We start from the raw sequence: 25,260 nt of genomic DNA, 5'->3' as shown, positions 1-25,260 counted from the left end.
CTTTAAGCTATATTCATATGAAAAAGTCTTTAATCATCCTTTTTTACACCCTATTTTACATCAACTGCTTTGCTCAGAATAGAATCCAAAATCTGGAAAAAGCATTTAATGTTTTACTGGGCGACGAGCAGACCAAACATGCCATAACATCCGTTTGTGTTTTAGATGCACGTACCGGAAAAATACTGTTCGCCAGAAATGAACAGATAGGCCTGGCGACAGCATCAACTTTAAAAACCATTACTGCTGCAACTGCTTTCAGTATCTTAGGTAAAGATTTTCAGTTTCAAACTACATTAGCCTATTCTGGTGAAATTAGACCAGCAGGAACTTTAAAAGGCCATATCATCATTACGGGTAGTGGCGATCCTACACTTGGTTCATCACGATATCAAAATAGTGAGCATAGCGTTTTAACTAAATGGGTGGAGGCAATAAAATCTGCGGGAATTAAGAAAATTGAAGGCTCAATTATAGGTGATGATCAAATATTTGGCACACAAACTACACCCGAAGGTTGGGTATGGCAAGATATTGGCAATTATTATGGTGCCGGAACATCCGGATTAGCATGGAGAGAGAACCAGTTCGATATACAATTGCGTCCTGGATCAAGTACAGCGACAGCAGTGCAAATAACAAAAACAGTTCCGCCTACACCATATATTCAAATTGAAAATGAATTAAAAACTGGCTCAGCGGGTAGTGGAGATAGAAGTTATGCCTTCCTTCCACCCTATTCAAACATTGCTTATTTACGTGGTACCTGGGGTATGGGAATTGGAAAACCAGGTATTTCGGTAGCCCTGCCCGATCCGGCTTTTGATTGTGCTTACCGCTTACAGGACACTTTAAAAAGATTAGGCATTCAAATTACACAGGAAGCCACTACAGCCAGATTACTGAAACTGAATAAACAATCCGTTCCAACAGTTACGCAAAAGATCAGTACAGTTACTTCACCCACCTTGAGCGAAATGACCTATTGGTTTTTAAAGAAAAGTATTAATCTCTATGGGGAAACTTTACTAAAAACTATTGCTTTAAAATCTGGCAAACCTGCAACCACTAATAAAGGGGCAGAAACAGAAATTAATTTTTGGACCGCTAAAGGCATTGATCAATCGGCGTTGAATATTATTGATGGCAGCGGACTTTCTCCGGGAAATAGAATCACAACCGCTACTATGGCCAATATATTGTTCAAGATTCAAAATGAAAACTGGTTTCCAGATTTTTATAAAGCTTTGCCCGAATATAATGGAATGAGAATAAAAAGTGGCACTATAAATGATATTTCGGCATTTGCCGGATACCACACTGACGCTGCTGGAAATAAATATGTGATCGTAATCAATATTAATAATTACAGCGGAAGTGGAATCAATAAAAAATTATTCAAAGTACTGGATGAACTAAAATAAATTAACCTTAAAACTAAACGTTATGCTACACTTTGTCAAAAACATTCAAACCGTTGATGGACTAATTTCTAATTTATACAAAGACATTACTATACCTGAGATGACTAAAAAAATTACAGATATCTTTGAGATGCAAGGATACAAAGTCATTGATCAACAATTTGGAAATTTGATTTTAGAAAAGGGTAACCGCACTGCAAGACTTTTATTAGGTGCCTTCGTAAAGTATTATAAATTTAGTTTAACAATGACTCCAAATACTGAAAATGAACTTACCGTAAATGTATTTCAGCAATCAAGTGGTATTTCCGGAGGTTTAATTGGGATGAACCAAATCAAAACTGAGCTGAACAGACTGAATTTTGTATTCGCCAATATTTAATATCTATATTTCATTTTAATTTCAACCGTTCGATCAATAAACATTAATGTTTTGATACAACTGGTCAAAAACAATATAAAGTTTTTACAAAATAAATTCATCGTAAAACCTAATTCTGGTTAAAAATGTTGATCTGACATGGATGTAAGAATTGAAAACTGGATCGATCACCTTAAAGAAGAGAAACCGGATTACCAGTTTGGAGACCATGTGCATATGGTAGATTCTGCATTTTACATGCCTCAACTGAATAAGCATCGAAAGATTTGGATTTATCTGCCAAAAAGCTATAAAAACTCCACTAAGAAATATCCTGTTCTTTACATGCAAGATGGGCAACACTTATTTCATGCTACACCCGCACGAAATGACGAATGGGCAGTTGATACGATTGTAGATAATTTAATCCGGGAAGGTGCTCACGAAATGATTATTGTGGGCATCGATCATGGTGAAGCCGACCGATTGAAAGAATATAATCCTTATGATAGTAAATATGGTAAAGGTGAGGGAAAAGCATATATCCAGTTTCTGGTGGAAACACTTATGCCATTTATAAATCAGCAATACCAAACACTAACCGATGCTGGTAACACAGCAATCGCCGGAAGTTCATTAGGTGGGTTGATTTCTATGTATGCAATTGCAGAATACCCTGATATTTTTGGTTCAGCAGGGATATTTAGTCCCGCATTTTGGCTGGCACCAGAAATTTATAAAGATATTACTGATCGTTTAGCAGGTTTAAAAAGCAATAAGATCTTTTTAGTTGCCGGAGATAAAGAAGGAACAGAAATGGTAAACAATGTAGAAAAGATATACTCAATCTTAAATCCTGATGGATGCAATAAAAAAATTGTTTTTTATGAGTGTGAGGACGGAAAACATACAGAATGGTTTTGGCACCGGGAATTTCCATCATTCTATAATTTTATTACACCATAATTAGACTATTAATGAATGGTAGCTCATTACAAACCTTCTATATTAAATTAAAATTAACAGATCATTAGGCTTTATAATGATAGTAACATTACGCCCGAAAACGCTTTATTTATTTAAAAAATTATACTAACTTTGATGTTAGGCTTAGTAATTGTACTTTATACACTAAGCAGATTAAAAAGTAACAAAAAATCAAATAAAAATGAGCATAATCGTTAATGTCCATGCCAGACAAATCCTCGATTCAAGAGGCAATCCAACAGTAGAAGTAGAAGTAGTTACAGAAGCAGGCGCTTTTGGCCGTGCAGCTGTACCAAGCGGTGCATCTACCGGGCAATATGAGGCTGTTGAATTACGTGACGGAGATAAATCTACATACTTAGGTAAAGGTGTTTTGAAAGCTGTAGAAAATGTAAATACTAAAATTGCTGATGCATTAAGAGGTATTGATGTTTTCGAGCAAAACGCAATTGATAAATTAATGCTATCTCTTGATGGCACAGAAAACAAAGGTAACTTAGGTGCTAATGCTATTTTAGGTGTTTCTTTAGCAGTTGCTAAAGCTGCTGCAGATGAAATTGGCCAGCCTTTATACCGCTACATTGGTGGTGTTAATGCCAATACTTTACCTATCCCAATGATGAATATCATTAACGGTGGTTCTCACTCTGATGCGCCTATCGCTTTTCAAGAGTTTATGATCATGCCAGTTGGTGCGCCTTCTTTCTCTGAGGCTTTACGTTGGGGAACTGAAGTTTTCCATAGCTTGAAAAAAATTCTTCATGATAGAGGATTATCTACAGCTGTAGGTGATGAAGGTGGTTTTGCCCCTACTTTTGATGGTACTGAAGATGCAATTGAAACTGTTTTAAAAGCAATTGAAACTGCTGGTTACCAACCTGGTTCCCAGATCTGTTTAGCTTTAGATTGTGCTTCATCTGAGTTCTATAAAGATGGTAAATACGATTATACAAAATTTGAAGGTGCTACTGGTGTAATTCGTTCAAGCGAAGAACAAGCGCAATATTTAGCAGACCTTTCTGCAAAATATCCAATTATCTCTATCGAAGATGGTATGGACGAAAACGATTGGACTGGCTGGAAAAGCTTAACTGATAAAATTGGCGACCATGTTCAATTGGTTGGTGATGATTTATTTGTAACGAATGTTACGCGTTTACAACGTGGTATTGATGAAGATACCGCTAATTCTATTTTAGTAAAAGTTAACCAGATTGGTTCTTTAACTGAAACCATCAATGCTGTAACACTTGCTCAAAACAGTGGTTATACTTCGGTAATGAGTCACCGTTCAGGTGAAACCGAAGATGTAACGATTGCTGATTTAGCTGTTGCATTAAACTGTGGCCAGATTAAAACTGGTTCAGCATCACGTTCTGACAGAATTGCAAAATACAATCAATTGTTACGTATTGAAGAAGAATTAGGTGAAAACGCTCGTTTCATTGGTTCAAAATTCAAATACGCTAAGAAATAACCCTAAGGGGGAACTTCTTTTATCTCCTTTAGGAGAGATGCCTTAAGGCAGAGAGGAGTGTTAAGAAGTTGAAAAACTAATTTGCAAAACATCCGGAGATTTTAAATCTTCGGATGTTTTTTTATACATTTACGTGATTGCGAGACATGAAGCATTCTTACTAAGCAGACTGCTTCGTGCCTCGCAATGACGATTTTGAGAACCTATGAAACGTTTAATAGACCTTTTCCGCAATAAATATTTCCTTGCAACGGTTGCGTTTGCCATGTGGATGCTGTTTTTCGATAAAAATGATATGATGTCGCAATACGAATACCGCAGTCAAGCAAATAAATTGCAGGAGGAAAAAGAGTATTTCGAGAAGGAAACTGCGCAGGTTAAAAAAGATTTAAATGAGCTGAATACCAATTTGAATACCGCTGAAAAGTTTGCCCGTGAAAAGTATTTCATGAAAAAAGATAATGAGGATGTGTTTGTAATCATCCGCGAAGAGAAGAAGGATTAATATTCAGCTACAATAGATCTAATTTATTGTAAAAATGTAAACCGCCATAAGATATATAAGTAGTCAAGACATTGCCTAAACCCTAGTTATTTTATAACCTAATATTCAAATTTAGGTAAGGAAAGTTTAAACTTTACAGCAATAATGCGCATGACAAAAATAAAGGCTATCGCTAAAAATTTTGCTATCACAGTTCCAACATTTATTTCTAATAATAAGAAGTAAAACATCCCTCCCATTATACACGCTGTAGCATAAATTTCCCGTCTGAACACTAGTGGGATGGTATTAAGTAAGGTATCTCTGATAATCCCTCCAAAGCAGCCTGTAATTGTACCTAACGCAATACAAATCCCAGGGTTTAAACCAAAGGCGATCCCTTTAGCTAATCCCAAAATTGTAAATAATCCTAAACCTAAACTATCAAATAAAAACAGCGTGATTTTCATTTTTTGCACATGTGTTTTAAAAAACATGGTTGCCAATGCTGTAAATAAAATAATTAAACAGGTTTGCATGTCCCGCATCCAAGCCACAGGAGTATCTCCAATTAATAAGTCTCTTACTGTACCGCCTCCAATTGCTGTAACAAATGCAATAATTAGCACACCAAATGGATCAAGTTTGCGTTGCATTGCTGTAAAAGTACCCGATATCGCAAAAGCAATGGCACCCAATGCTTCAATAATCTCGTAGGTAGAAATGTTATAGCGCTCCATTTCTTTTTCTTAAGAACCACTCCATACTCAACATTGCCAAAATCAGGGCAAACAACCATTTCATATTAATCAGTTCATCATATTTACGATCTTCATAGCTAATAGTTTTGATGTTTTCATTTTTAAGAATTTCATCTGCTATCTTCAATAAATCTGCAGGCATAAAAAGTTTGCCGTTGCTTTGTTTAGAGATTGTATTAAGCAATTGGTGATTTGCTGTAGTTTGTTGATATTCTGCAATTACGGCGTTGATATAAAAACTTCCTGAGGCCACAAACCGTTTTCCGCCCATAGATGTACTGGATAAATAGGAATAGTTACCTGCTGGCATTGTTCCGGCATCCAGTTGATAGGCATTTTCTGTTTTTGAAAAAGTATAATTGAAGATTTTCCCAGCTTCATTTTTGACTTGCAAAGTTACTTCCGGATCGTTAACGGCCTGATAACTATCATTATAAAGGGTAGCATTAAATTGAATGGTTTCATTTTCATCATAAGCAGACTTGGATGTAAAGACTTTAAATCTTCGCTTATCATCTTTTACGGAGAGGTACTGAATAGTCTTAGAAATAAGGTCACTTAAGCCAGATGTATTGACCTCATTCTTAGCTTCCGAAAGTTTCCATCGCCATAAGCCCTCCCCCATCAAATAACCTGCCTTTAATCCATTATCATTAGTAAAGAACCATAATGGCTGCTGTGTATTGATTTGCCCTATACGCTGGTTCAAAACTGATGCAACATTAGCATTTACAGTCAATCGCCCAAAAAGCGAAAGCAACGGATCAAATGCTGCAAATATCTGCCTATCTGCCTCATTTAAATTAAAACTGGTAAAATCTTTTACTAAAGTAGGATAGATTTCCTGAACCTGGCCATTAGAAGAGCTCAAATTTACCTGATTCTGAATTTTGTTAAAAGAACTAATACCACTATTTGCCCCTAGAATATACCATATGGGTTTTTTAACCGATTTTAACTTTTCTAAGAAGTTTACCGAAATGTTTTGTGCATCTGGTAATTGATATAAAACGATCAAATCAAATTTTGATGGGTCGACGGTATTTAGATCATCGGCCAAACCCAGTTTAGCATCATAATGCTTATTTTGTGCTATTGCTTCTTTGATAACCCCCAAATCCGGATGTGGTGCAACAGCGGCGAGCAATACTTTTTGGCGGCCATCAATCACTTCTACATAAAAGGTTTGTGTATTATTTTTAGTCGTGATTTCATTTGATAAAACCCCTAATTGAATAGTATATTTTTGTACACCAATTTTGCCAGCATGAATTTTAACCGGAATCGTTTTCACAAAAGAATTTCCATTGATAGCAACATTTAGCTGTTGAATCTTTGACCCATTTTGGCTAACACTTAATATCGTATTTTCTCCTTCACTCTGAAATGCCTGTACCTGAACTTCAATGGTAAAATCGTCATCTAAATAAACAATATTGTTATAGTTTATATTTGAGATCAATACATCGCGTTTGGGAATGCTATCGCCTAGAGCAATAGTGTAAACGGGTGCATTAATTTGATTAATACGATATAAGGGATTTTCGCCGTGATTAAAAATTCCATCTGTAGCCAATACAATAGCGCCAACATTTCTGTTGGCATATTCATTCTTGATTTTCTGAAAGAAACTTGCTGCATCAGTGAGTTTGCCCTGATTTTTGAAATCCAGCCCCTCTTTTACGCTATCAGAAAAGTGGTAGGTTTTTACTTCATATTGATCAGAAAGTTTATCCTGCAAATTTTTCAAATGCTTTTCGTAGCTTTTTTGATCAAAACCAGCTGCTTTTATCTGACCAATTGAAAGGGAATTATCTTGCCCAATGATGATTATAGGTTTATCTAAAGTATAATTAAGGGTTTTAATGAGTGGTGCAAATAAAAGCCAGGCAATAGCGGTTACTCCTATAATCCTAAGTACAGCAAGGCAATAACGCATTTTTTTACTAAGGTTTTTATCTCCTTGATAAAGCAACCAGGCATATAGAACAGCCAGCGCCACACAACCTAGAAAATATAGAATAGAAGTACCGGCAAAAAAGCTGTTCATATTTTATAAAGATGCTAATTTTGTTATTAAACGCAAAGGAAGCGAAGAATTTACGAGAATAACGTAAAGATTATGATTTCAAATACAGCATTAACAAAGAATTGCAAAGCGTTCTCAGCACAATCTTCAGATATATAGATCAACAAATTTTGAGTCCTGCTTAGCGATCTTTACAGTTAAAGTATTAGCTTTAACCAAACTAAAGATCATGAAATTAATCTGTTTAACGCTTCTAATAACAGTCAGTATAATGACCAAAGCACAAAATAATTTCAAGGCAGCACAAATTAAATTCGAAAGGGTAGAAAAAGCCTATCAAGAAAAGTGGGGAAGTTTAAATCAGTCGCTAAATTTAGCTGGTTATAAGGATCATTTTTCTATGATCATCAATGCTTACAAGGCTGAAGGTAAACTGGAGATTTGGCTAAAGGGCAATACCGATCAGAAATATTCATTATTTAGAACTTATGATTTTTGTGCCCATTCTGGCATTCTAGGACCTAAAGTAATGGAAGGTGACAAACAAACACCAGAAGGATTTTATTATATCAATGTTTTTAATCCGATGAGTACTTATCATTTATCTCTTGGCATTAATTATCCAAATGCTGTCGACTTATTTAGAACAGGAAATAGTAGAAAGCCAGGTAATGACATTTACATTCATGGCAATTGCGTTACTGTTGGTTGCATCCCATTAACCGATGAGAAGATTAAAGAAGTTTATATTTTAGCCGTAGAAGCGAGCAATGCCGGACAGGAGAAAATTCCGGTTAACATTTATCCCTTCAAAATGACAAATGAAAATATGAAGAAATATTTCACGCAGTTTCCCGTACAAGTCAGTTTTTGGAAAACAATGCAACCTGGTTATTTAGCTTTTGAGAAGAATAAAAAACAAATAGAGGTTGAGGAATTTAATGGGCAATATCTTGTAAAATAAAAAACCTGCTCGTATTTTATATCTAGCAGGTTTTAAACTTTTGTCTTTAGCTTTCAGCTTATATTACAGCATTCCACCACAAACCGATAATGTTTGGCCCGTTACATAAGCGCTCATATCTGATGCCAGGAACACGCAAACATTAGCTATATCTTCCGTTTCACCAGCACGTTTTAATGGAATATCTTTTTCCCAACCTGCAACAACTGCTGGATCTAAAACCTCGGTCATTTCCGTACGAATGAAACCCGGAGCCACAACGTTAGCACGAATATTTCTCGAACCCAACTCTTTAGCAACAGATTTTGTGAAACCAATAATACCTGCTTTAGACGCCGCGTAATTGGCTTGACCTGCATTACCTGTAACACCAACAACTGAACTCATATTGATAAAAACACCTTTACGTGCTTTCATCATAACTTTAGATGCTGCTTTAGTTACATTGAAAATAGATTTTAAGTTGATGTTAATCACATCATCCCAATTTTCTTCACTCATCCGCATTAACAAACCATCTTTAGTAATCCCCGCATTGTTTACCACGATATCAATCGTTTCAAATTCTGCCACAACATCACTAATTAATTGTTCTGCCTGATCAAATTTTGATGCATCAGAGCGATAACCTTTAACCTTTGTTCCAAAACTTTGCAATTCTTGCTCTAATGCTTCGCCTTTTTCTACTGATGATAAGTATGTAAAAGCTACATTAGCACCTTGCTCTGCAAATTTTTCAGCTATTTTACGACCAATACCTTTAGATGCGCCTGTAATTAATGCCGTTTTTCCTTCTAGTAATTTCATAACCCCTAAATCCCCTAAAGTGGACTTTTATATAATGTATAAAAATTTAATTGTGGTAAAGTTAATATTAATTGTGAATTGTTTAACACAATAGGTGTTTCCCCTTCAGGGGGCTAGGGCGTTGGTTCTTGCTGACTTAAACAATGGAAACTTCCCAATCCCCAAATAATATCTATTGAGTTAATACCGATCACTTTTCGATCTGGAAAACATCCCTGAATAATATCTAAAGCTTTCTGATCATTTACATCATTAAAAACTGGTACAATCACAGCTGCATTAGCAATATAAAAGTTAGCATATGAAGCAGGTAAACGGGTATCATCATAGATAATCGGTGATGGCATCGGTAACTCCACAATATTAAGCGACCGACCGTCATGCAGTTTCATTATTTTTAATGCTTCCAAATTCTCCTGCAGCAAGACATAGTTTTCATCCAGCGGATTGCTTTCTACAACGGTCAAAACTGTATCTTCATTTACAAAGCGGGTGATATCATCAATGTGTCCATCAGTATCATCCCCTACAATTCCATCACCAAGCCATAAAACTTGCTCTTGTCCGTAATACTCCAGAAGGTATTTTTCTATTTCTTCTTTAGTTAGGTATGGATTTCTATTTTCGTTTAACAAACAAGCTGTTGTAGTTAAAATTGTTCCTGCACCGTTAAATTCTACCGAACCACCTTCCATTACGATATCAGGTGTAAACAATGGCAAATTAAAATGTTTGGCAATTTTAGTCGGAACTACATCATCCAAATCAAATGGCGGATATTTTCCACCCCATGCATTGTATCCCCAATCTACTACTGCCTTTTCATTTTCTTTAAGCAAAAATGCTGGCCCATGATCGCGGCACCATGCATCATTGGTTTCATTAAAATAAAATTCAATCTGACTTAAATCTGCATCAACTTTTATTAATTCAGCCGTTGCAAATGCTTTCATCTCTTCATCCCGAACATTAATACGCACTGTCTCCCCTTCAGCAACGGCTTTTATAAATTGACAATATGGTTTATAAATCGTTTCAATTTTGCCTGGCCAGCTTGCCTCTTTGTGCGGCCAGCTTAACCAGGTTGCTTCATGCTTTGCCCACTCAGCAGGGAATGAATAACCCTGTTGTTTTGGTGAATAATCAAATTGATTGATATTTAATTCTTTTCTTGGAGGAAAATTTGACATTTCGTTTGGTGTTATTCTCGCGTTGTTATTCTTCTTCATTGCGAGGCCACGAAACAATCTATTCTATTTATCGAATGAGATTGCTTTGTACCTCGCAAGGACGAGTGCCTTATTAATTTAGGGAATTAATTATCTCTGGGCATGAGACCTTTTTTTTTATAGGTTTCGTTTTTAACCTTTCAGATTAATCTCCATCAATATACCTTTTAGTAATCGGTTGATAAGAATCAATCCTCCTATCTCTTAGAAATGGCCAGTGTTTACGCATGAAATCACTTTGATCCAGGTCTAATTCTACCACTTCTGTTTCTTCCTGATCGTGAGATGCCAGATAAAGTAATTTTCCCTGAGCATTTGTAGCGAAACTGCCACCCCAGAACTTCATGGCACCATCTTGTTCAAAACCTACCCGATTAACACTCACTACTGGTACGCCATTGGCTACTGAGTGTGAACGCTGAATGGTTTGCCATGCATTATACTGGTCTTGATTGGTTTCTTCATCCTGATCAGTTGCCCAGCCAATGGCAGTAGGATAAAACATAATATCTGCACCCATTAAGGCCGTTATACGTGATGCTTCAGGATACCATTGATCCCAGCAAATCAGAATACCAATCTTTGCGAATTTTGTTTCAAAAACTTTGTAACCTAAATCACCCGGTGTAAAATAGAATTTTTCATAAAACGCCGGATCATCAGGAATATGCATTTTACGATATTTACCTAAATACGATCCATCAGCGTCTAAAACTGCAGTAGTGTTATGGTATAAACCTTCAGCACGTTTTTCAAATAAAGATGCGATAATAACCACGCCCAACTCTTTCGCTACCACTTGTAAAGCATCTGTTGATGGCCCAGGAATAGCTTCAGCTAAATCAAAATTATCATAATCTTCTACATCGCAGAAATACAATGAGGTAAAGAGTTCTTGCAAACATACAATCTGTGCACCTTTTGCGGCAGCCTCTCTTACTTTAGCAATTGCTTTATTTAAATTTTCTTGCTTATCCTGAGTACAACTCATCTGTACCAGGCCAACGTTTACTTTCTTCATCTTATGTAAATGAGTTAGTGAATGATAGAATAATAGAATGTCTAGCTTATGCCTCATTCACTCATTCAAAATTCATTCATTCAAATTTCCGTCAAAGTTAATATTTTGTTTAAAAGTAGAACGGCATATTTGCTTAAATGTTTTCTGGAAAAGAATAGGATAAGCCCGGAAGATTTTTAAATAATTTAGCACATTTAAACTGGCGAAGTTTCCCATCGCACAAGCCAGCTAAACTTGGTAAGTTAAATTATACGCCAATTTCTTCCCTATACTCTTGTTGTAATTCGAAAAGGCATTTAGCACACAAACAACCATCGTACAATTCTGAGATATATTGAACTTCGTTGATGCTCAATTGAACCACACTGCATTGGCATTTTGTGTACGAATTTGCCTTGCATTCAATAGCCGTTCCGCATCTTTCGCAGGGAATAATCTCGTGTTTGCTATGTTTAGTAGTGTTCATTGGTTTATTGGTCATTAGTTCATTGGTACTTGGCGCATTAAAAACTAATGTACCAATGGCTAATGAACTATTGAACTAAAAAGCAAAAGTAAGGACAAAAAAATAAGGTTTTGAGCATTTGCCCAAAACCTTACGATATGATTAGATTCTTCACCCGGAACTTGTTTCAGGGTCTCTTTAATGAGATGCTAAAATAAATTCAGCACGACGACCGCTTTAAGATTGCTTCAGCCCGCTCAAATCCAGCCTAGCAATGACGGCAAGACGGTAAGTTTTTCGCTTTAATCTTTCAGCTTTCGTCTCTTAGCTTAACCTGAACAGCTGATACAACCTTCTTCCATTGAACAAACTGGTCCGTCTACAATTTCTTCTGCAACCTGATCTGCTGACATTTGAGCAGGAATAACCGCTTCAATTGCTTTACCACCTTGATTTTCTACTGTAAACTGAACCGCCTGGTTAGCAGCTTGTGTACGTAGGTAATACATACCAGTTTTCAATCCTTTCTCCCATGCATAGAAGTGCATTGAAGTTAATTTTGAAGTATTTGGCGCATTTACAAACAAGTTTAGTGATTGTGATTGACAGATATATGCACCACGATCGGCAGCCATATCAATGATGTTACGCATCTTAATTTCCCAAACCGTTTTATACAATTCTTTAATGTAATCAGGGATAGATGCAATGCCTTGAATTGAACCGTTAGCCAATATGATTTGATTTTTCATATCGTTGTTCCATAAACCTAAAGCAACTAAGTCTTTCAATAAGTGTTTATTCACCACTACAAATTCTCCACTTAATACACGACGGGTATAGATATTTGAAGTATAGGGTTCGAAACATTCGTTGTTACCTAGAATTTGAGAGGTAGACGCAGTTGGCATTGGTGCAACCAATAAAGAGTTGTAAACACCATCTTTCACTACTTTACTACGTAAGGTTTCCCAATTCCAACGACCACTATCTGGTGTTACGTTCCATAAATCAAACTGAAACTGACCTTTTGATAAAGGAGATCCTGCAAAGGTTTGATATGGACCATTTTCTACAGCCAAATCATGAGAGGCTGTCATTGATGCGAAATAAATCGTTTCGAAAATATCTTTATTTAAACGTTTTGCTTCATCACTTTCGAAAGGTAAACGCAATAAGATAAATGCATCAGCTAAACCTTGTACACCCAAACCAACCGGACGGTGACGCATGTTAGAGTTTTCAGCTTCCTGAACAGGATAATAATTATGATCAATAATTTTATTCAGGTTTAAAGTAGCCTGATAAGTTACTTCATATAATTTATCATGGTCAAACTGGCCATTGATTACAAAACGGGGCAATGCTAAAGAAGCTAAGTTACAAACGGCAACTTCATCTTTTGATGTGTATTCGATAATCTCTGTACACAGATTAGAACTTTTAATGGTTCCTAAATTCTGCTGGTTAGATTTGCTGTTTGCAGCGTCTTTAAACAACATATATGGCGTACCGGTTTCAATTTGCGAATCTAAAATAGCAAACCAAAGTTCCTGTGCTTTAATGGTTCTTCTACCGCGGCCTTCAGCTTCGTACTTTGCATACAAAGTTTCGAATTCTTTACCAAAGCAATCAGCTAAACCTGGTGCTTCATGCGGGCAGAATAATGTCCAGTCTCCATTATCTTTAACACGTTGCATAAACAAATCGTTTATCCAAAGGGCATAAAATAAATCACGGGCACGCATTTCTTCTTTACCGTGGTTTTTACGCAGATCTAAAAATTCGAAAACATCAGCATGCCAAGGCTCCAGGTAAATAGCGAAGGCACCTTTACGTTTACCTCCACCCTGATCTACGTAACGGGCAGTATCATTAAATACACGTAGCATTGGAATAATACCATTACTTGTACCATTTGTACCACCGATATAAGATCCTGTTGCACGGATGTTATGAATACTTAGCCCAATACCACCGGCGCTTTGAGAAATTTTAGCAGTTTGTTTTAAAGTATCGTAAATTCCTTCAATGCTATCATCCTGCATAGTAAGCAAGAAACATGATGACATTTGAGGTTTTGGAGTAGCGGCATTAAATAATGTTGGCGTAGCATGTGTAAACCAACGCTCACTCATTAGGTTATACGTTTTAATGGCACTCTCAATATCCTCTTTGTGAATACCCACCGAAACACGCATAAATAAATGTTGCGGGCGTTCTACAATCTGACCGTTTACTTTTAAAAGGTATGATTTTTCTAAAGTTTTGAAACCAAAATAGTCAAAACCAAAATCACGATCGTAAATGATAGAACTATCTAAGATATCCTTGTTTTTTTCGATAATTTCAAAAACATCATCTGCAATTAATGGTGCTGCTTTCTGTGCTTTAGGGTCGAAATATTCGTACAACATTTTCATTGTACCCGAAAACGATTTGGTAGTGTTTTTATGCAAGTTAGAAACCGCAATACGCGATGCTAATAAGGCATAATCAGGGTGTTTCGTGGTTAAGGATGCAGCTGTTTCTGCAGCAAGGTTATCCAACTCTGATGTGGTAACACCATCATATAAACCTTCGATTACCTTTTTAGCAACATCAATTGGATCTACAAGATCTGAATTTAAACTGTAGCACAACTTTTGAATACGAGCTGTGATTTTGTCGAATTGCACGGGCTCTTTGCGGCCATCTCTTTTTAGTACGAACATAGGTGATGAGATTTTTTAAGCCCCTCCCAACCCTCACCAGAGGGAGGGTTTTTAAAGGCATGTTTTTAATTCTTTATCAAGTGGCGAGTATCAAGTATCAAGACTTAACCCTTCGCATTTATAGTTTGTGTATATTTTATATAGCATTAAGAGGACAAGCTTTCAGCTTTAATCTTTTTGCTTTAAGCTTTATTAAAAGTCTTCATCTAAAGAAAACGCTTGTTTATTATTATCGGCAGAAGTTAATACACCACTTTTTTGATAATCTCCAACACGTTTTTCGAAGAAGTTAGTTTTTCCCTGTAGTGAAATCATTTCCATGAAATCGAATGGGTTAGTTGCATTGTAAATCTTCTTGTAACCAAGTTCCTGCAACCATCTGTCGGCCACAAACTCAATGTACTGACTCATTAATTTAGCATTCATACCAATTAAAGCTACTGGTAATGCATCTGTAATGAATTCTTTTTCTATTTCTACAGCATCTTTAATAATGCCATGAACGGCTTCTTCACTCAACTTATTGCTTAGCATACTGTATAGTAAGCAGGCAAATTCACAGTGAGAACCTTCATCTCTTGAAATTAACTCATTACTGAAGGTTAAACCAGGCATTAAGCCACGTTTCTTTAACCAGAAAATAGAGCAGAAACTTCCGCTGAAGAAAATACCCTCAACCGCAGCAAATGCCACCAAACGTTCTGCAAAAGTTCCGTTTTCAATCCAGCGAAGTGCCCATTCAGCTTTTCTTTTTACCGCAGGCACGGTATCAATAGCATGAAACAAACGGTCTTTTTCTTCCGGATCTTTAATATAAGTGTCAATTAACAAAGCATAGGTTTCAGCATGAATGTTTTCCATCATGATCTGAAAGCCATAAAAACAACGGGCTTCAGGCAGTTGAACCTCGCTCATGAAGTTTACAGCTAAATTTTCATTTACAATACCATCACTAGCAGAAAAGAAGGCAAGGATATGGGAGATAAAATGTCGTTCTCCATCATTTAAATTATCCCAGTGTTTCTGGTCATCAGAAAGATCAATCTCTTCTGCTGTCCAAAAACTGGCTTCGGTTTTTTTATACATTTCCCAAATCGCCGGATATTTTATCGGCAAAAGCACAAACCTATCTTTGTTTTCTTGTAGTAATAATTCCTGTTCCATAACTGATACTTTATTTTACTTATTTCTAATCAGAGCCGACAAAGACATGCATCCACCAATTTTATATGATGATTGTGCTATCTTGATCAAAACGCTGTCGTGAAAGTGCTAACCCTCGCCTCTTGGCAAACAACCGCATTTTTAGCACTGTAAATTTAAATTGGCAATCAGAGAGAATGCTTATAAATCACTAAAAATTAAGCTTTTATATTTGTTTTCAAGTGCAAGAAGTTGAAGAACTTTGTTGAAACAAATATAGATACAGAGGGCTTGTTTTTTGAATCAAAGTTGTTAACACCATTGGCATTTAGGTGAATAAACGCATCAGCTAAATATCATTTTCAGGCGAAAAAAAAGCTAATTGTTTAGTTTCAAGGGGCTAGCAAACAAAAATAAGTGTTAATAACTTAAATTTAAGGCATATAACCTTTACAAAATAGAGCTAAAAGGAATATTATTCTAAGGTATAACTGAGGTTAACTTTGGCTATTCCCTGGCGGAATATGCCGATCTGCTTTGCAGCACTTTCAGATAAATCTATAGCTAGTTTTTTAGAAAACGGACCCCGGTCATTAACCTTCACCACAACTGATTTTCCGTTGTCAGGATTGGTCACTGTAATTAAGGTTCCCATTGGTAAAGTGCGGTGTGCGGCAGTTAATTTTTTTGCCCTGTATTTTACCCCGCTGGTGGTTCGGCGGCCTTCAAATTTTCTGTGGTAGTAAGTTGCCAGAACTGTTTTTTTGATACTATCAGGCTCATTTGATGAACCAGAATTTTGTGCTTTACCTTTTAAAAACAGGAAACAAAAACTTAATAACAGCAGATACTTCATAGGCTAAATTTTCTTTGTCGAGCGTGCAAATATAAGCATTTAGTTTATAATCAACAATTTGTGGAAAAACAGCCAAATTTTGAGCATCAAAAAAGGCGTATAACTTATCGCTATACGCCTAAACCTAACCCAACTATACCCACCTTATTTTTTATCCGGCACGAAGTTCATAGAGATTGAATTTACACAATGACGTGTGTCTTTATTGGTAAATCCTTCACCTAAAAATACGTGACCTAAATGCGCTCCGCAGTTGGCGCAAACTATTTCTGTACGTGATCCGTCAGCATCAGGAATACGCTTAACGGCACCTTTTATTTCATCATCAAATGCAGGCCATCCACAATGCGCATCAAATTTACTTTCTGATCTATATAACGCTGCATTACAACGTTTGCAAGTATAAGTACCCTTTTCGGTAGTATGTTCATATTTACCTGTACCAGGATATTCCGTTCCTTTATTAACAATTACTCTTTCTTCTTCGGGGGTTAATGGATTCCAGTTCATTTTCTTTTTCGGTATGATATTTTCTGATTGCTGTGTTCGCTTTTCTTCTTTCTTTTCCTGCTTTTGTGCACAGGCAGAAAGACTCGTTGTTAAAACAACAGCAGAGATCAAAAATAGTTTATTTAACATCGTGTTCATGTATCAATATACGCTATTGATTTTGATTTGGTTTGCTGGTTTAAAAGAATCATTTTCTATTTACAGAATAATGATAAATGTATTTTGGTTTGGAGTTAGTTGGCTGGGAGTTTTGAGTTTTGGATACATACACCTCTCCCTGACAAAGTTTAGGCAGTATGTTCTTTTTCTGCACATCCCTCTACTGGAGAGGGAAATAGAAGGTAGTGGTTTGAACCTAATGCAAATAAAAACATTATGTTATTATAAAGCGGTCTTTAAGGATAAAATCACCCCCATACTAAGGTTTATCAATAAGTAATCAGTTGGGTTATACTCAAAGCTGGCCCAATCACAAACTTTAATAGGGTGAGGCCTATATACATCATGCTTCCACCCACCACCCCCCCCCTCTCTATTTCATAATAGGGAAAGCACAAAGCAAGCCGGATCATAACCTTCGACAGGGTGGGGCCTATATACATCATGCTTCCACCCACCGAACCCCAAATCCCTCTCTTTCAGGAGAGGGACAGCACAAAGCTGGCCCCATCACAAACTTTAATAGGGTGAGGCAAAAAAAAAGCGCCTCGAACCTAATCGAAACGCTTTCCTATAATGAGATTCTTAAATCTTATTTTGCTAATTCTTCTGCCATTGCAGCACCGATTTCAGCAGGACTTTCTACCACACGGATACCACATTCAGCCATAATTTTCATTTTAGCTGCTGCAGTATCATCAGCACCACCAACAATTGCACCTGCGTGACCCATTCTACGTCCAGGAGGCGCAGTTTGACCAGCGATGAAACCTACAACTGGTTTAGTACCATGTTCTTTAATCCAACGGGCAGCTTCAGCTTCCATTCCACCACCAATCTCACCAATCATGATGATACCATGTGTTTCAGGATCGTTCATTAATAATTTAACTGCTTCTACTGTTGGTGTTCCGATAATTGGGTCACCACCAATACCAATCGCTGTAGTAATACCTAAACCAGCTTTAACCACTTGATCTACTGCTTCATAAGTTAAAGTTCCTGATTTAGAAACCACACCTACATTACCTTTCTTGAAGATAAAACCTGGCATAATACCAATTTTAGCTTCATCAGCAGTGATAATACCTGGGCAGTTAGGGCCAATCAAAGTTACATCACGGTCTGAAATATATTCTTTAACCTGAATCATATCCTTAGTTGGGATACCTTCAGTAATACAAACAATAACTTTAATACCACCTTCTGCAGCTTCCATAATGGCATCAGCGGCAAAAGCAGGTGGCACGAAAATGATAGATACATTTGCTCCTGTTTGATCAACAGCATCTTTAACCGTATTAAAAACAGGCTTTTCTAAATGTAATTGCCCACCTTTGCCAGGCGTTACACCACCAACTACGTTTGTACCATACGCCAGCATCTGCTCTGCATGGTAAGTTCCTTCGTTTCCGGTAAAACCCTGAACGATAACCTTAGAATCTTTATTTACTAAAACGCTCATGTATCTATTTTTTTTGTGCAAAGCTAATATTATTGACTGGAAAGTCAAGCCTAAAAATAGATTATTTAGCCCATTTTTTTCTGGAAAAGGTAAGTAATTCATTTATCGCAGGCACAGTTCTTCTTTACATCTTAATCTTTTTCAAAACTATGGGGTTTTAAAAACCTTATGGTTTTAATAAAATTTTAATTAACAAGTTTTAAAACAGATATTCATATAATGAAAAACGGAACATATCTCATGCTCATTTTATGGATCATACTGGCTTATGGTGCTAAGGCACAAACTAATGACACTGCCAGGTATATATTACAAAATGATACAAATGTTGCTAAAAAAGAACCTGGAACACATCAGGGAGGTGGTGAAACCATAGGCTTTAATTTTTTCAACGATGCTGGAAATCTTAAAACAACTTTTAAAAAAAGAATATTAAAGCCCGGTTCCTCCATAGGATACCATTTGCAAAAAGAAGATGAGATTTATTATGTCATCAGCGGAAATGGCAATATGCAGATGAATGGAAAAAGTTTCCCTGTAAAACCTGGTGATGCCATTTTAACCCGCCCCGGAAGTTCACATGGTATTGCTCCAAATAAAGATAATGATTTGGTGATTTTGATCATTTATGAAAGGAAATAAAAAGCCAGACTAAAAAAATTAATCCGGCTTTGTTTTATTTTGAAAAAATCGCTAATCCACTAAAGACTTACGACTCCGGACTTAAGACTTATTTCCATCCTTTTGCCCATTCAGCCTGCGCTTCACCATCTTGGAAAGTCCAGGCCACAAAACGACTTATTTTTTGTCCCTGGCTCATCTGAACGGTACGTACCTCAAAAGCATCTGCTTTTACCAAAGCACTATAAATACTTTTTAAGTTTGCACTTTTAGACACTAAAGAAGTAAACCACAATACCTGGTTTTTAATTTGTGCACTCTGAACAATCATTTGCTCTACAAATGCACGTTCACCACCTGGGCACCAAAGCTCAGCTTTGTTACCTCCAAAATTTAAAACATGTTTTACTTCTTTTTCTGTTCCACCCAAATTACGCCATTTCTGTCGTGTACCCTGTTCTGCTTCTTTTAAGGAAGAATGAAATGGTGGATTACAAACCACAGCATCGAAACGTTCTTTAGCACCCACAATGCCTCTGAAAATACCCATTTTTGATGATTGCTGACGGATTTCAATTTTACCCTGCAATTCCTTATTGGCCTCCACAATACGCTTGGCCGAATCTACAGACAGCGGATCAATCTCTGAACCAACAAAGTTCCAGCCATACTCCTGATGACCAACAATTGGATAAATACAATTGGCACCTACACCAATATCGAGCACGTTTAGCTTATTTCCTTTCGGAATTTTTCCTTTAGCGCTAGAACCTAAAAGATCTGCAACGTAATGGATATAATCTGCCCTGCCTGGAATAGGCGGACAAAGAAAATCCTGAGGAATATCCCATTGAGAGATATTGTAAAAATATTTCAGTAATGCCCTGTTTAATGCTTTTACCGCATTTTGGTCAGCAAAATCAATCGAATCATCGTTATGTTCATTTTTGAAAACGAAACGCTTTAATTCTTTTGAAGTAGAGATAAGTTGTTTGAAATTGTAACGCGAACGGTGTTTGTTGCGTGGATGTAACTCGCTTTTTTCTTTGCGGTTATTTTGTTCTTCTTGAGCCAATGTGATCTGGTTTAATTAAACAAGCTGTGTGCATGTTTCTGCTGCAAAGATAGCTTAATTACTTGGAGTTTTCTTTTACATAAAAGCCAACGCATTATTAAATCCTATGTTATGGCTTAATATCGATTAAGTCTCCCGCAGTGAAAATACCAAACGCTGCCTGATCAAATTTCAACAAACCTTTATCTGTATGATGAAGTGCTTTTAGATTTGCCAAACGAATCACCTGACTTTCTCCAGCTACAGTTGCCTGATGGCCATGAACAATAATTGCTGTACCTTCATCAATGCCAACACAAACCAAATCAGGATGTGCAGCCAGGGCAGAAATTAATCGGTTATATCGATTCCGTTTTAAGAAATGCTGATCAATAATGGTATTCTGTAACAAGCCCAGTCCTTCTGGAAATTCGATATTGTGATCCCAAAGTTTATTGAAAGTTTCTTTGTAAACTGTATCTAAAAGCTGTTTGCCAGTAATCATATATTTACTCATTACAGCCGCTCCGGCGCTTGTACCAGCAATAGTGGAACCATTTTTATAGGCTTTGTGTATGGCGGTATAAATGGGCGTATTTAAAACGACTTCATAAACCGGCTTTGATCGCCACCTAAAATATAGATCAGCTTCGCTCCTGCAAGTGAATCAATCCAACTTTTATCATTTACATCGTGCTTGTTAAAATTAAAGTTCCTGATCGGGTGCTGATCCAGCTTTTTCAGTTGCAGAGAAAGTGTTTTATAGCCAGAATCCGGGATTTCACTCGCCATAGGCAAAACGATAATATAATCCTTTGCTTTTAAATCAGAAGTATTCAACATTTGTTTCATCAAATCATCAGAACGATTTCCACCACCGATAATGAACAAATTACCTTTGTTTTGGGCATGTACAACTATGGAAAAACCAGCCATTGCCAGCAATAAAAACAGCTTTTTCATTATTTATAAATGCTCACTTCAATTTTACCATCAGCAGTAATGGCGCCTCTGTACATTCCTTCTGTATTAAACGGCATGGTAATATTCCCTTTTCTATCCATGGCAATCAAACCACCATCGCCGCCCATTTTCCCTACTTTATCTAAAGCAATTTTTGATGCTTCAACAACTGATAAACCTTTGTATTCCATTAAATCCGAAATGGTTTTTGCCACCACATTACGGATATAAAACTCACCCCAGCCTGTACAAGAGATACCTGCAGTTTCATTATTGCAATAGGTACCTGCACCAATAATAGGCGCATCGCCCACGCGACCATATTTCTTATTCGTCATCCCTCCTGTTGAAGTTCCGGCAGCCAGATTACCGGCCTGATCTAAAGCAACACAACCTACGGTACCAAATTTATAATCGTGGTTTTTAGTCCCCAATAGATCAGACTTTTTACTACCATGATCCAACACAGCCTTGGTAGAATCTTCTTTAATAGCTTGCTGCAAACCATCCCATCGTTCTTTCGTCCAAAAGTATTTTGGATCTACAATTTCAAGCCCTGCTTCTTTCGCAAACTGATCTGCACCAGCACCAACCATCATTACATGCTCCGATTTTTCCATTACTGCTCTTGCTGCTGAAATTGGGTTTTTGACAGTAGTAACGCCTGCAACGGCGCCTGCCATTAAAGTTTTTCCATCCATAATGGCAGCATCCAGTTCATTTTTACCATCATGCGTAAAAACAGCCCCTTTCCCGGCATTAAAATGTGGATCATCCTCCAGCACATGAATCGTTGCTTCCACAGCATCAAGACTTGTTTTACCGTTTTTTATTTGCGCATAACCAGCCTGCAAAGCTTTAGTTAAAACAGCAATATAATCGGCCTCTTTCTCAGGCGTCATGTTCTTTTTTAGAATAGTTCCGGCGCCGCCATGAATCACCATTACATATTTTTTCTGCTGTGCGGCAACATTTAAAGTAAATAATGAGATCAGGATAATGGCAAATAATTTAGATATTTTCATTTTTCAGATTTAAAAAGGTTAAATTAAGAAATTCTATCCAAACAAGGTCATATTAAACCTTGGCGATCCCTTTTGAAGAAAACTGCAGGTCATAAAGTTTTTTGTAGTAACCATCCAATTTCAATAGTTCCTGATGAGTACCTTTTTCTTTGATTTCGCCCTTGTCTAATACAATAATCTGATTGGCCTTTTGAATGGTAGATAAACGGTGAGCAATCACAATTGAAGTTCTGCCTTCCATTAAATTATCGATGGCTTTTTGAATCAACAATTCTGTTTCAGTATCCACTGATGAGGTGGCTTCATCCAGAACCAGAATGGCAGGATTATGCACCAAAGCACGAATAAATGAGATTAACTGTGCCTGTCCGGCAGAAAGTGTTGCTCCCCTTTCCATCACATTATATTGATAGCCACCTGGTAACCGCTCAATAAATTCATTTGCACCAATCTTTTTTGCAGCATCAACAACCTCTTCAATAGTGATATTAGAATTGTTAAGTGTAATGTTATTTAAAATCGTATCAGAAAATAAGAAAACATCTTGCAGCACCGTAGCAATGTGACTTCTCAGGTAATCTATATCAAAATCGTTTATATCTATCCCATCTACAGTAATCTTTCCCTTTGCTATTTCATAAAAGCGGTTTAGAATATTTATTGTTGATGATTTCCCTGCTCCTGTAGCCCCTACAAGCGCTACCGTTTCGCCGGCTTTCACTTCAAAAGTTAAATCTTTCAAAACATATTGATCTTCGTTGTAAGCGAGCCAAACGTTTTTAAATTCGATATTACCTGCTAATGCTTTAGGTTTCTGATGTCCGTCGTTTGGCGTAGTGTCTTTGGTATCCAACACCTTAAATACACGTTCTGCACCCACCATCCCCATTTGAAGGGTATTAAATTTATCGGCCAGTTGACGAATTGGGGTAAAAACCATCCCCAGATACATAATAAATTGGGTAATTGTTCCTGGGGTTACATCCAATGGCTTAGCCAAAATACTCTTTGCACCATACCAGATTAACAATCCTAAAGACATCGCCGAAATTAATTCCACTACTGGAAAAAAAATAGAATAATACCAGTTGGAGCGAATATTCGCGTCGCGATAGCGTTTATTAATGGCGTAAAACTTTTTATACTCCTGCCTTTCTCTGGCAAAATACTGTACGATGGAAACGCCAGTAATATGTTCCTGTAAGAAGGTATTTAGATTGGAAACTTCATTTCTAATTTCCTGAAATGCAATCTTGATGGCTTTTTGAAATTTCCTGGTCGCCATGATCAGAAGTGGTATAGGAAGAAGCACTACAATGCTTAATTCCCAATCTGTATATAGCATCACGCCCACAATCACAACCACCTGCAGTGAATCGCCAATCATAGAAATCAATCCTTCGGAGAATATATCGGCAATAGTTTCTAAATCGGATACTGTTCTGGTAATTAATTGTCCGATGGGTGTTTGATCGAAGAATTTAAGCCGAAGTTTGGTAATGTGATTAAAGACATTAATCCTTAAATCACGTATTACGGACTGACCAAGGGTATTCGTTAAAAGTGTATGATTATATTGAATTAGCGTTTGTAGAATCAGCATAAAAACCATCAACATGGTCATGTTTACCAGGCCAGCATATTTGCCCGCTAAAATGTAATGATCAAGTGTATATTTAATTAAAAAAGGCCGGACTGGTGAAATTACCGCTAATAAAATGGTTAATATTACCGACCAAATAAAAACAGCACGATAAGGCTTTACATATTGAAAAATACGTTTAAGCAATCCTGTGTTATATACTTCGCCTGTTACTGCCATCTTTTTAAATTTTGAATGAATGAGTGACCATTCGATAATTCAATCATTCTATACTTAAATAATTTTGAATGAGTGAGTTTTGCCATTCTATAATTCAATCACTCTATAATTCTTTAATTCAACCATTCTATACTTCAAACATTTTTTATATACGGATATTCTATTTTCACTAAATACAAACCGCAGGCAGGTACGGATTGCCCGGCGTTGCTACGATTTTTACTTTCAATAATTGCTTTAAAATCGGCTAGTTTAATTTCATTTTTCCCAATTCTTACCAGTGTGCCCATAATTGCCCTTACCATGTTCCGCAAAAAACGATCGGCTTGAATGGTAAACACCAAACCACCATCTATCTTAGCAAAAAACGCTTGAACAATTTTACAATTATTGGTGAATGTTTGGGTATTAGATTTACTAAAACAAGAAAAATCAGTATAATCAAACAATAACGCTGCAGCATCATTCATTGCCAATATATCCAATTGATCTTTAATTAACCATGACCTGTTTAGTTTAAAGGGGTCTTTTTCAAAATGAATAAAATATTGATAAGCACGGTAAGTGGCATCAAAACGGGCGTGTGCATCATGATGAACAGGAATAATCTGTTTTGCCGCGATTTGATAGGGTAAAAGTGCATTGATACCTGAAATTGAGTTTAACACTTTGTTTTCTTCCAGATTTTCAAGATCAAAATGTGCATAAAAATCTTTTGCGTGTACACCTGTATCCGTTCTTCCACAGCCTAAGGTTTCAACAGCTTGTCTAAAAACAGTTGAAAGTGCCTTATCCAATAGTTCCTGAACAGTGATTGCATTGGGTTGAATTTGCCAGCCATGGTATAAGCTGCCATCATATGCAATTTGTATAAAATACCTTTTCTTATTCAAAGTGCTGCAAAAATACGTTTTAGGTAGCAAAGGGCAAAGGGATTAG

Annotated in this window: 24 protein-coding genes; 7 read left to right on the top strand and 17 right to left on the bottom strand. The window is 36.7% G+C overall.

Annotation, left to right across the window (positions count from 1 at the left end; genetic code table 11):
- The first annotated feature begins 17 nt into the window (after positions 1-17).
- From dacB to AN34_RS15160, 5 genes are all read left to right on the top strand, one after another.
- The gene (dacB, locus tag AN34_RS15180; RefSeq protein ID WP_029286809.1) at positions 18-1,424 is read left to right on the top strand and encodes a D-alanyl-D-alanine carboxypeptidase/D-alanyl-D-alanine-endopeptidase; all 1,407 of its coding nucleotides are present in this window, start codon (positions 18-20) and stop codon (positions 1,422-1,424) included.
- Between the two features lie 22 nt (positions 1,425-1,446).
- On the top strand, positions 1,447-1,806 hold the full coding sequence (locus tag AN34_RS15175; protein WP_157263324.1) for a hypothetical protein: 360 nt from the start codon (positions 1,447-1,449) through the stop codon (positions 1,804-1,806).
- Positions 1,807-1,944: 138 nt separating this feature from the next.
- Entirely contained in the window at positions 1,945-2,751 is an 807-nt protein-coding gene (locus AN34_RS15170) for an alpha/beta hydrolase (protein WP_051666627.1), read from the top strand.
- 202 nt (positions 2,752-2,953) lie between these two features.
- Positions 2,954-4,249 (top strand): phosphopyruvate hydratase, encoded by a 1,296-nt coding sequence (gene eno / locus AN34_RS15165; protein WP_029286806.1) that lies wholly within the window; start codon positions 2,954-2,956, stop codon positions 4,247-4,249.
- A 205-nt stretch (positions 4,250-4,454) separates the two neighbouring features.
- Positions 4,455-4,754 carry a septum formation initiator family protein gene (locus tag AN34_RS15160; RefSeq protein ID WP_029286805.1) on the top strand — a complete coding sequence of 100 codons (300 nt, stop codon included), beginning with the start codon at positions 4,455-4,457 and terminating at the stop codon, positions 4,752-4,754.
- A 98-nt stretch (positions 4,755-4,852) separates the two neighbouring features.
- Here the strand turns inward: AN34_RS15160 and AN34_RS15155 are convergent, their stop codons facing one another.
- Together AN34_RS15155 and AN34_RS15150 are read right to left on the bottom strand one after the other, a co-directional pair.
- Positions 4,853-5,473 (bottom strand): trimeric intracellular cation channel family protein, encoded by a 621-nt coding sequence (locus tag AN34_RS15155; RefSeq protein WP_029286803.1) that lies wholly within the window; start codon positions 5,471-5,473, stop codon positions 4,853-4,855.
- Entirely contained in the window at positions 5,460-7,544 is a 2,085-nt protein-coding gene (locus AN34_RS15150) for a hypothetical protein (RefSeq protein ID WP_029286802.1), read from the bottom strand. Before AN34_RS15150 ends, AN34_RS15155 begins: the two co-directional genes overlap by 14 nt.
- A 250-nt stretch (positions 7,545-7,794) precedes the next feature.
- Here AN34_RS15150 and AN34_RS15145 point away from each other — a divergent pair, with 250 nt between their 5' ends.
- Positions 7,795-8,487 (top strand): murein L,D-transpeptidase family protein, encoded by a 693-nt coding sequence (locus AN34_RS15145; RefSeq protein ID WP_231625562.1) that lies wholly within the window; start codon positions 7,795-7,797, stop codon positions 8,485-8,487.
- A gap of 63 nt (positions 8,488-8,550) precedes the next feature.
- On the opposite strand, the gene fabG is transcribed toward AN34_RS15145, so the two are convergent.
- From fabG to sucD, 9 genes are all read right to left on the bottom strand, one after another.
- Positions 8,551-9,294 carry a 3-oxoacyl-[acyl-carrier-protein] reductase gene (gene fabG / locus AN34_RS15140; protein WP_029286799.1) on the bottom strand — a complete coding sequence of 248 codons (744 nt, stop codon included), beginning with the start codon at positions 9,292-9,294 and terminating at the stop codon, positions 8,551-8,553.
- A 113-nt stretch (positions 9,295-9,407) separates the two neighbouring features.
- Positions 9,408-10,484 carry an agmatine/peptidylarginine deiminase gene (locus AN34_RS15135; protein ID WP_051666657.1) on the bottom strand — a complete coding sequence of 359 codons (1,077 nt, stop codon included), beginning with the start codon at positions 10,482-10,484 and terminating at the stop codon, positions 9,408-9,410.
- A 184-nt stretch (positions 10,485-10,668) separates the two neighbouring features.
- Positions 10,669-11,544, bottom strand: a complete 876-nt coding sequence (locus tag AN34_RS15130) for a carbon-nitrogen hydrolase (RefSeq protein WP_029286796.1) — start codon at positions 11,542-11,544, stop codon at positions 10,669-10,671.
- Positions 11,545-11,791: 247 nt separating this feature from the next.
- Complete coding sequence (locus tag AN34_RS21450) at positions 11,792-12,010, bottom strand: cysteine-rich CWC family protein (RefSeq protein ID WP_082468431.1); 219 nt, start codon at positions 12,008-12,010, stop codon at positions 11,792-11,794.
- Between the two features lie 308 nt (positions 12,011-12,318).
- Positions 12,319-14,703, bottom strand: coding sequence for a ribonucleoside-diphosphate reductase subunit alpha (locus tag AN34_RS15125; protein ID WP_029286795.1), 2,385 nt, complete (start codon positions 14,701-14,703; stop codon positions 12,319-12,321).
- Between the two features lie 192 nt (positions 14,704-14,895).
- Positions 14,896-15,867 carry a ribonucleoside-diphosphate reductase small subunit gene (locus tag AN34_RS15120; protein WP_029286793.1) on the bottom strand — a complete coding sequence of 324 codons (972 nt, stop codon included), beginning with the start codon at positions 15,865-15,867 and terminating at the stop codon, positions 14,896-14,898.
- A 454-nt stretch (positions 15,868-16,321) separates the two neighbouring features.
- Positions 16,322-16,702 (bottom strand): septal ring lytic transglycosylase RlpA family protein, encoded by a 381-nt coding sequence (locus tag AN34_RS15115; RefSeq protein ID WP_029286792.1) that lies wholly within the window; start codon positions 16,700-16,702, stop codon positions 16,322-16,324.
- Positions 16,703-16,846: 144 nt separating this feature from the next.
- Complete coding sequence (locus AN34_RS15110) at positions 16,847-17,350, bottom strand: methionine-R-sulfoxide reductase (protein ID WP_029286791.1); 504 nt, start codon at positions 17,348-17,350, stop codon at positions 16,847-16,849.
- A 613-nt stretch (positions 17,351-17,963) separates the two neighbouring features.
- Positions 17,964-18,836, bottom strand: a complete 873-nt coding sequence (gene sucD / locus AN34_RS15100) for a succinate--CoA ligase subunit alpha (protein ID WP_029286789.1) — start codon at positions 18,834-18,836, stop codon at positions 17,964-17,966.
- Positions 18,837-19,055: 219 nt separating this feature from the next.
- On the opposite strand from sucD, the gene AN34_RS15095 reads away from it, so the two are divergent.
- On the top strand, positions 19,056-19,478 hold the full coding sequence (locus AN34_RS15095) for a cupin domain-containing protein (protein ID WP_029286787.1): 423 nt from the start codon (positions 19,056-19,058) through the stop codon (positions 19,476-19,478).
- Positions 19,479-19,566: 88 nt separating this feature from the next.
- On the opposite strand, the gene rlmF is transcribed toward AN34_RS15095, so the two are convergent.
- The 6 genes from rlmF to truA all read right to left on the bottom strand — a co-directional run bounded on the left by rlmF (position 19,567) and on the right by truA (position 25,214).
- The gene (gene rlmF / locus AN34_RS15090) at positions 19,567-20,532 is read right to left on the bottom strand and encodes a 23S rRNA (adenine(1618)-N(6))-methyltransferase RlmF (RefSeq protein WP_029286786.1); all 966 of its coding nucleotides are present in this window, start codon (positions 20,530-20,532) and stop codon (positions 19,567-19,569) included.
- A 109-nt stretch (positions 20,533-20,641) separates the two neighbouring features.
- Positions 20,642-21,058 (bottom strand): cyanophycinase, encoded by a 417-nt coding sequence (locus AN34_RS21930; RefSeq protein WP_231625566.1) that lies wholly within the window; start codon positions 21,056-21,058, stop codon positions 20,642-20,644.
- 50 nt (positions 21,059-21,108) lie between these two features.
- Positions 21,109-21,474, bottom strand: a complete 366-nt coding sequence (locus AN34_RS21925; protein WP_231625561.1) for a hypothetical protein — start codon at positions 21,472-21,474, stop codon at positions 21,109-21,111.
- Positions 21,474-22,499 carry an isoaspartyl peptidase/L-asparaginase family protein gene (locus tag AN34_RS15080; protein WP_029286785.1) on the bottom strand — a complete coding sequence of 342 codons (1,026 nt, stop codon included), beginning with the start codon at positions 22,497-22,499 and terminating at the stop codon, positions 21,474-21,476. Before AN34_RS15080 ends, AN34_RS21925 begins: the two co-directional genes overlap by 1 nt.
- A gap of 52 nt (positions 22,500-22,551) precedes the next feature.
- Entirely contained in the window at positions 22,552-24,321 is a 1,770-nt protein-coding gene (locus AN34_RS15075) for an ABC transporter ATP-binding protein (RefSeq protein ID WP_029286783.1), read from the bottom strand.
- A gap of 134 nt (positions 24,322-24,455) precedes the next feature.
- Positions 24,456-25,214, bottom strand: coding sequence for a tRNA pseudouridine(38-40) synthase TruA (truA, locus tag AN34_RS15070; protein ID WP_029286782.1), 759 nt, complete (start codon positions 25,212-25,214; stop codon positions 24,456-24,458).
- Positions 25,215-25,260 lie beyond the last annotated feature (46 nt).

The sequence above is a fragment of the Pedobacter sp. R20-19 genome, from assembly GCF_000708265.2.
GTDB lineage: Bacteria > Bacteroidota > Bacteroidia > Sphingobacteriales > Sphingobacteriaceae > Pedobacter.
This window is presented reverse-complemented; position numbering and strand designations above follow the sequence as displayed.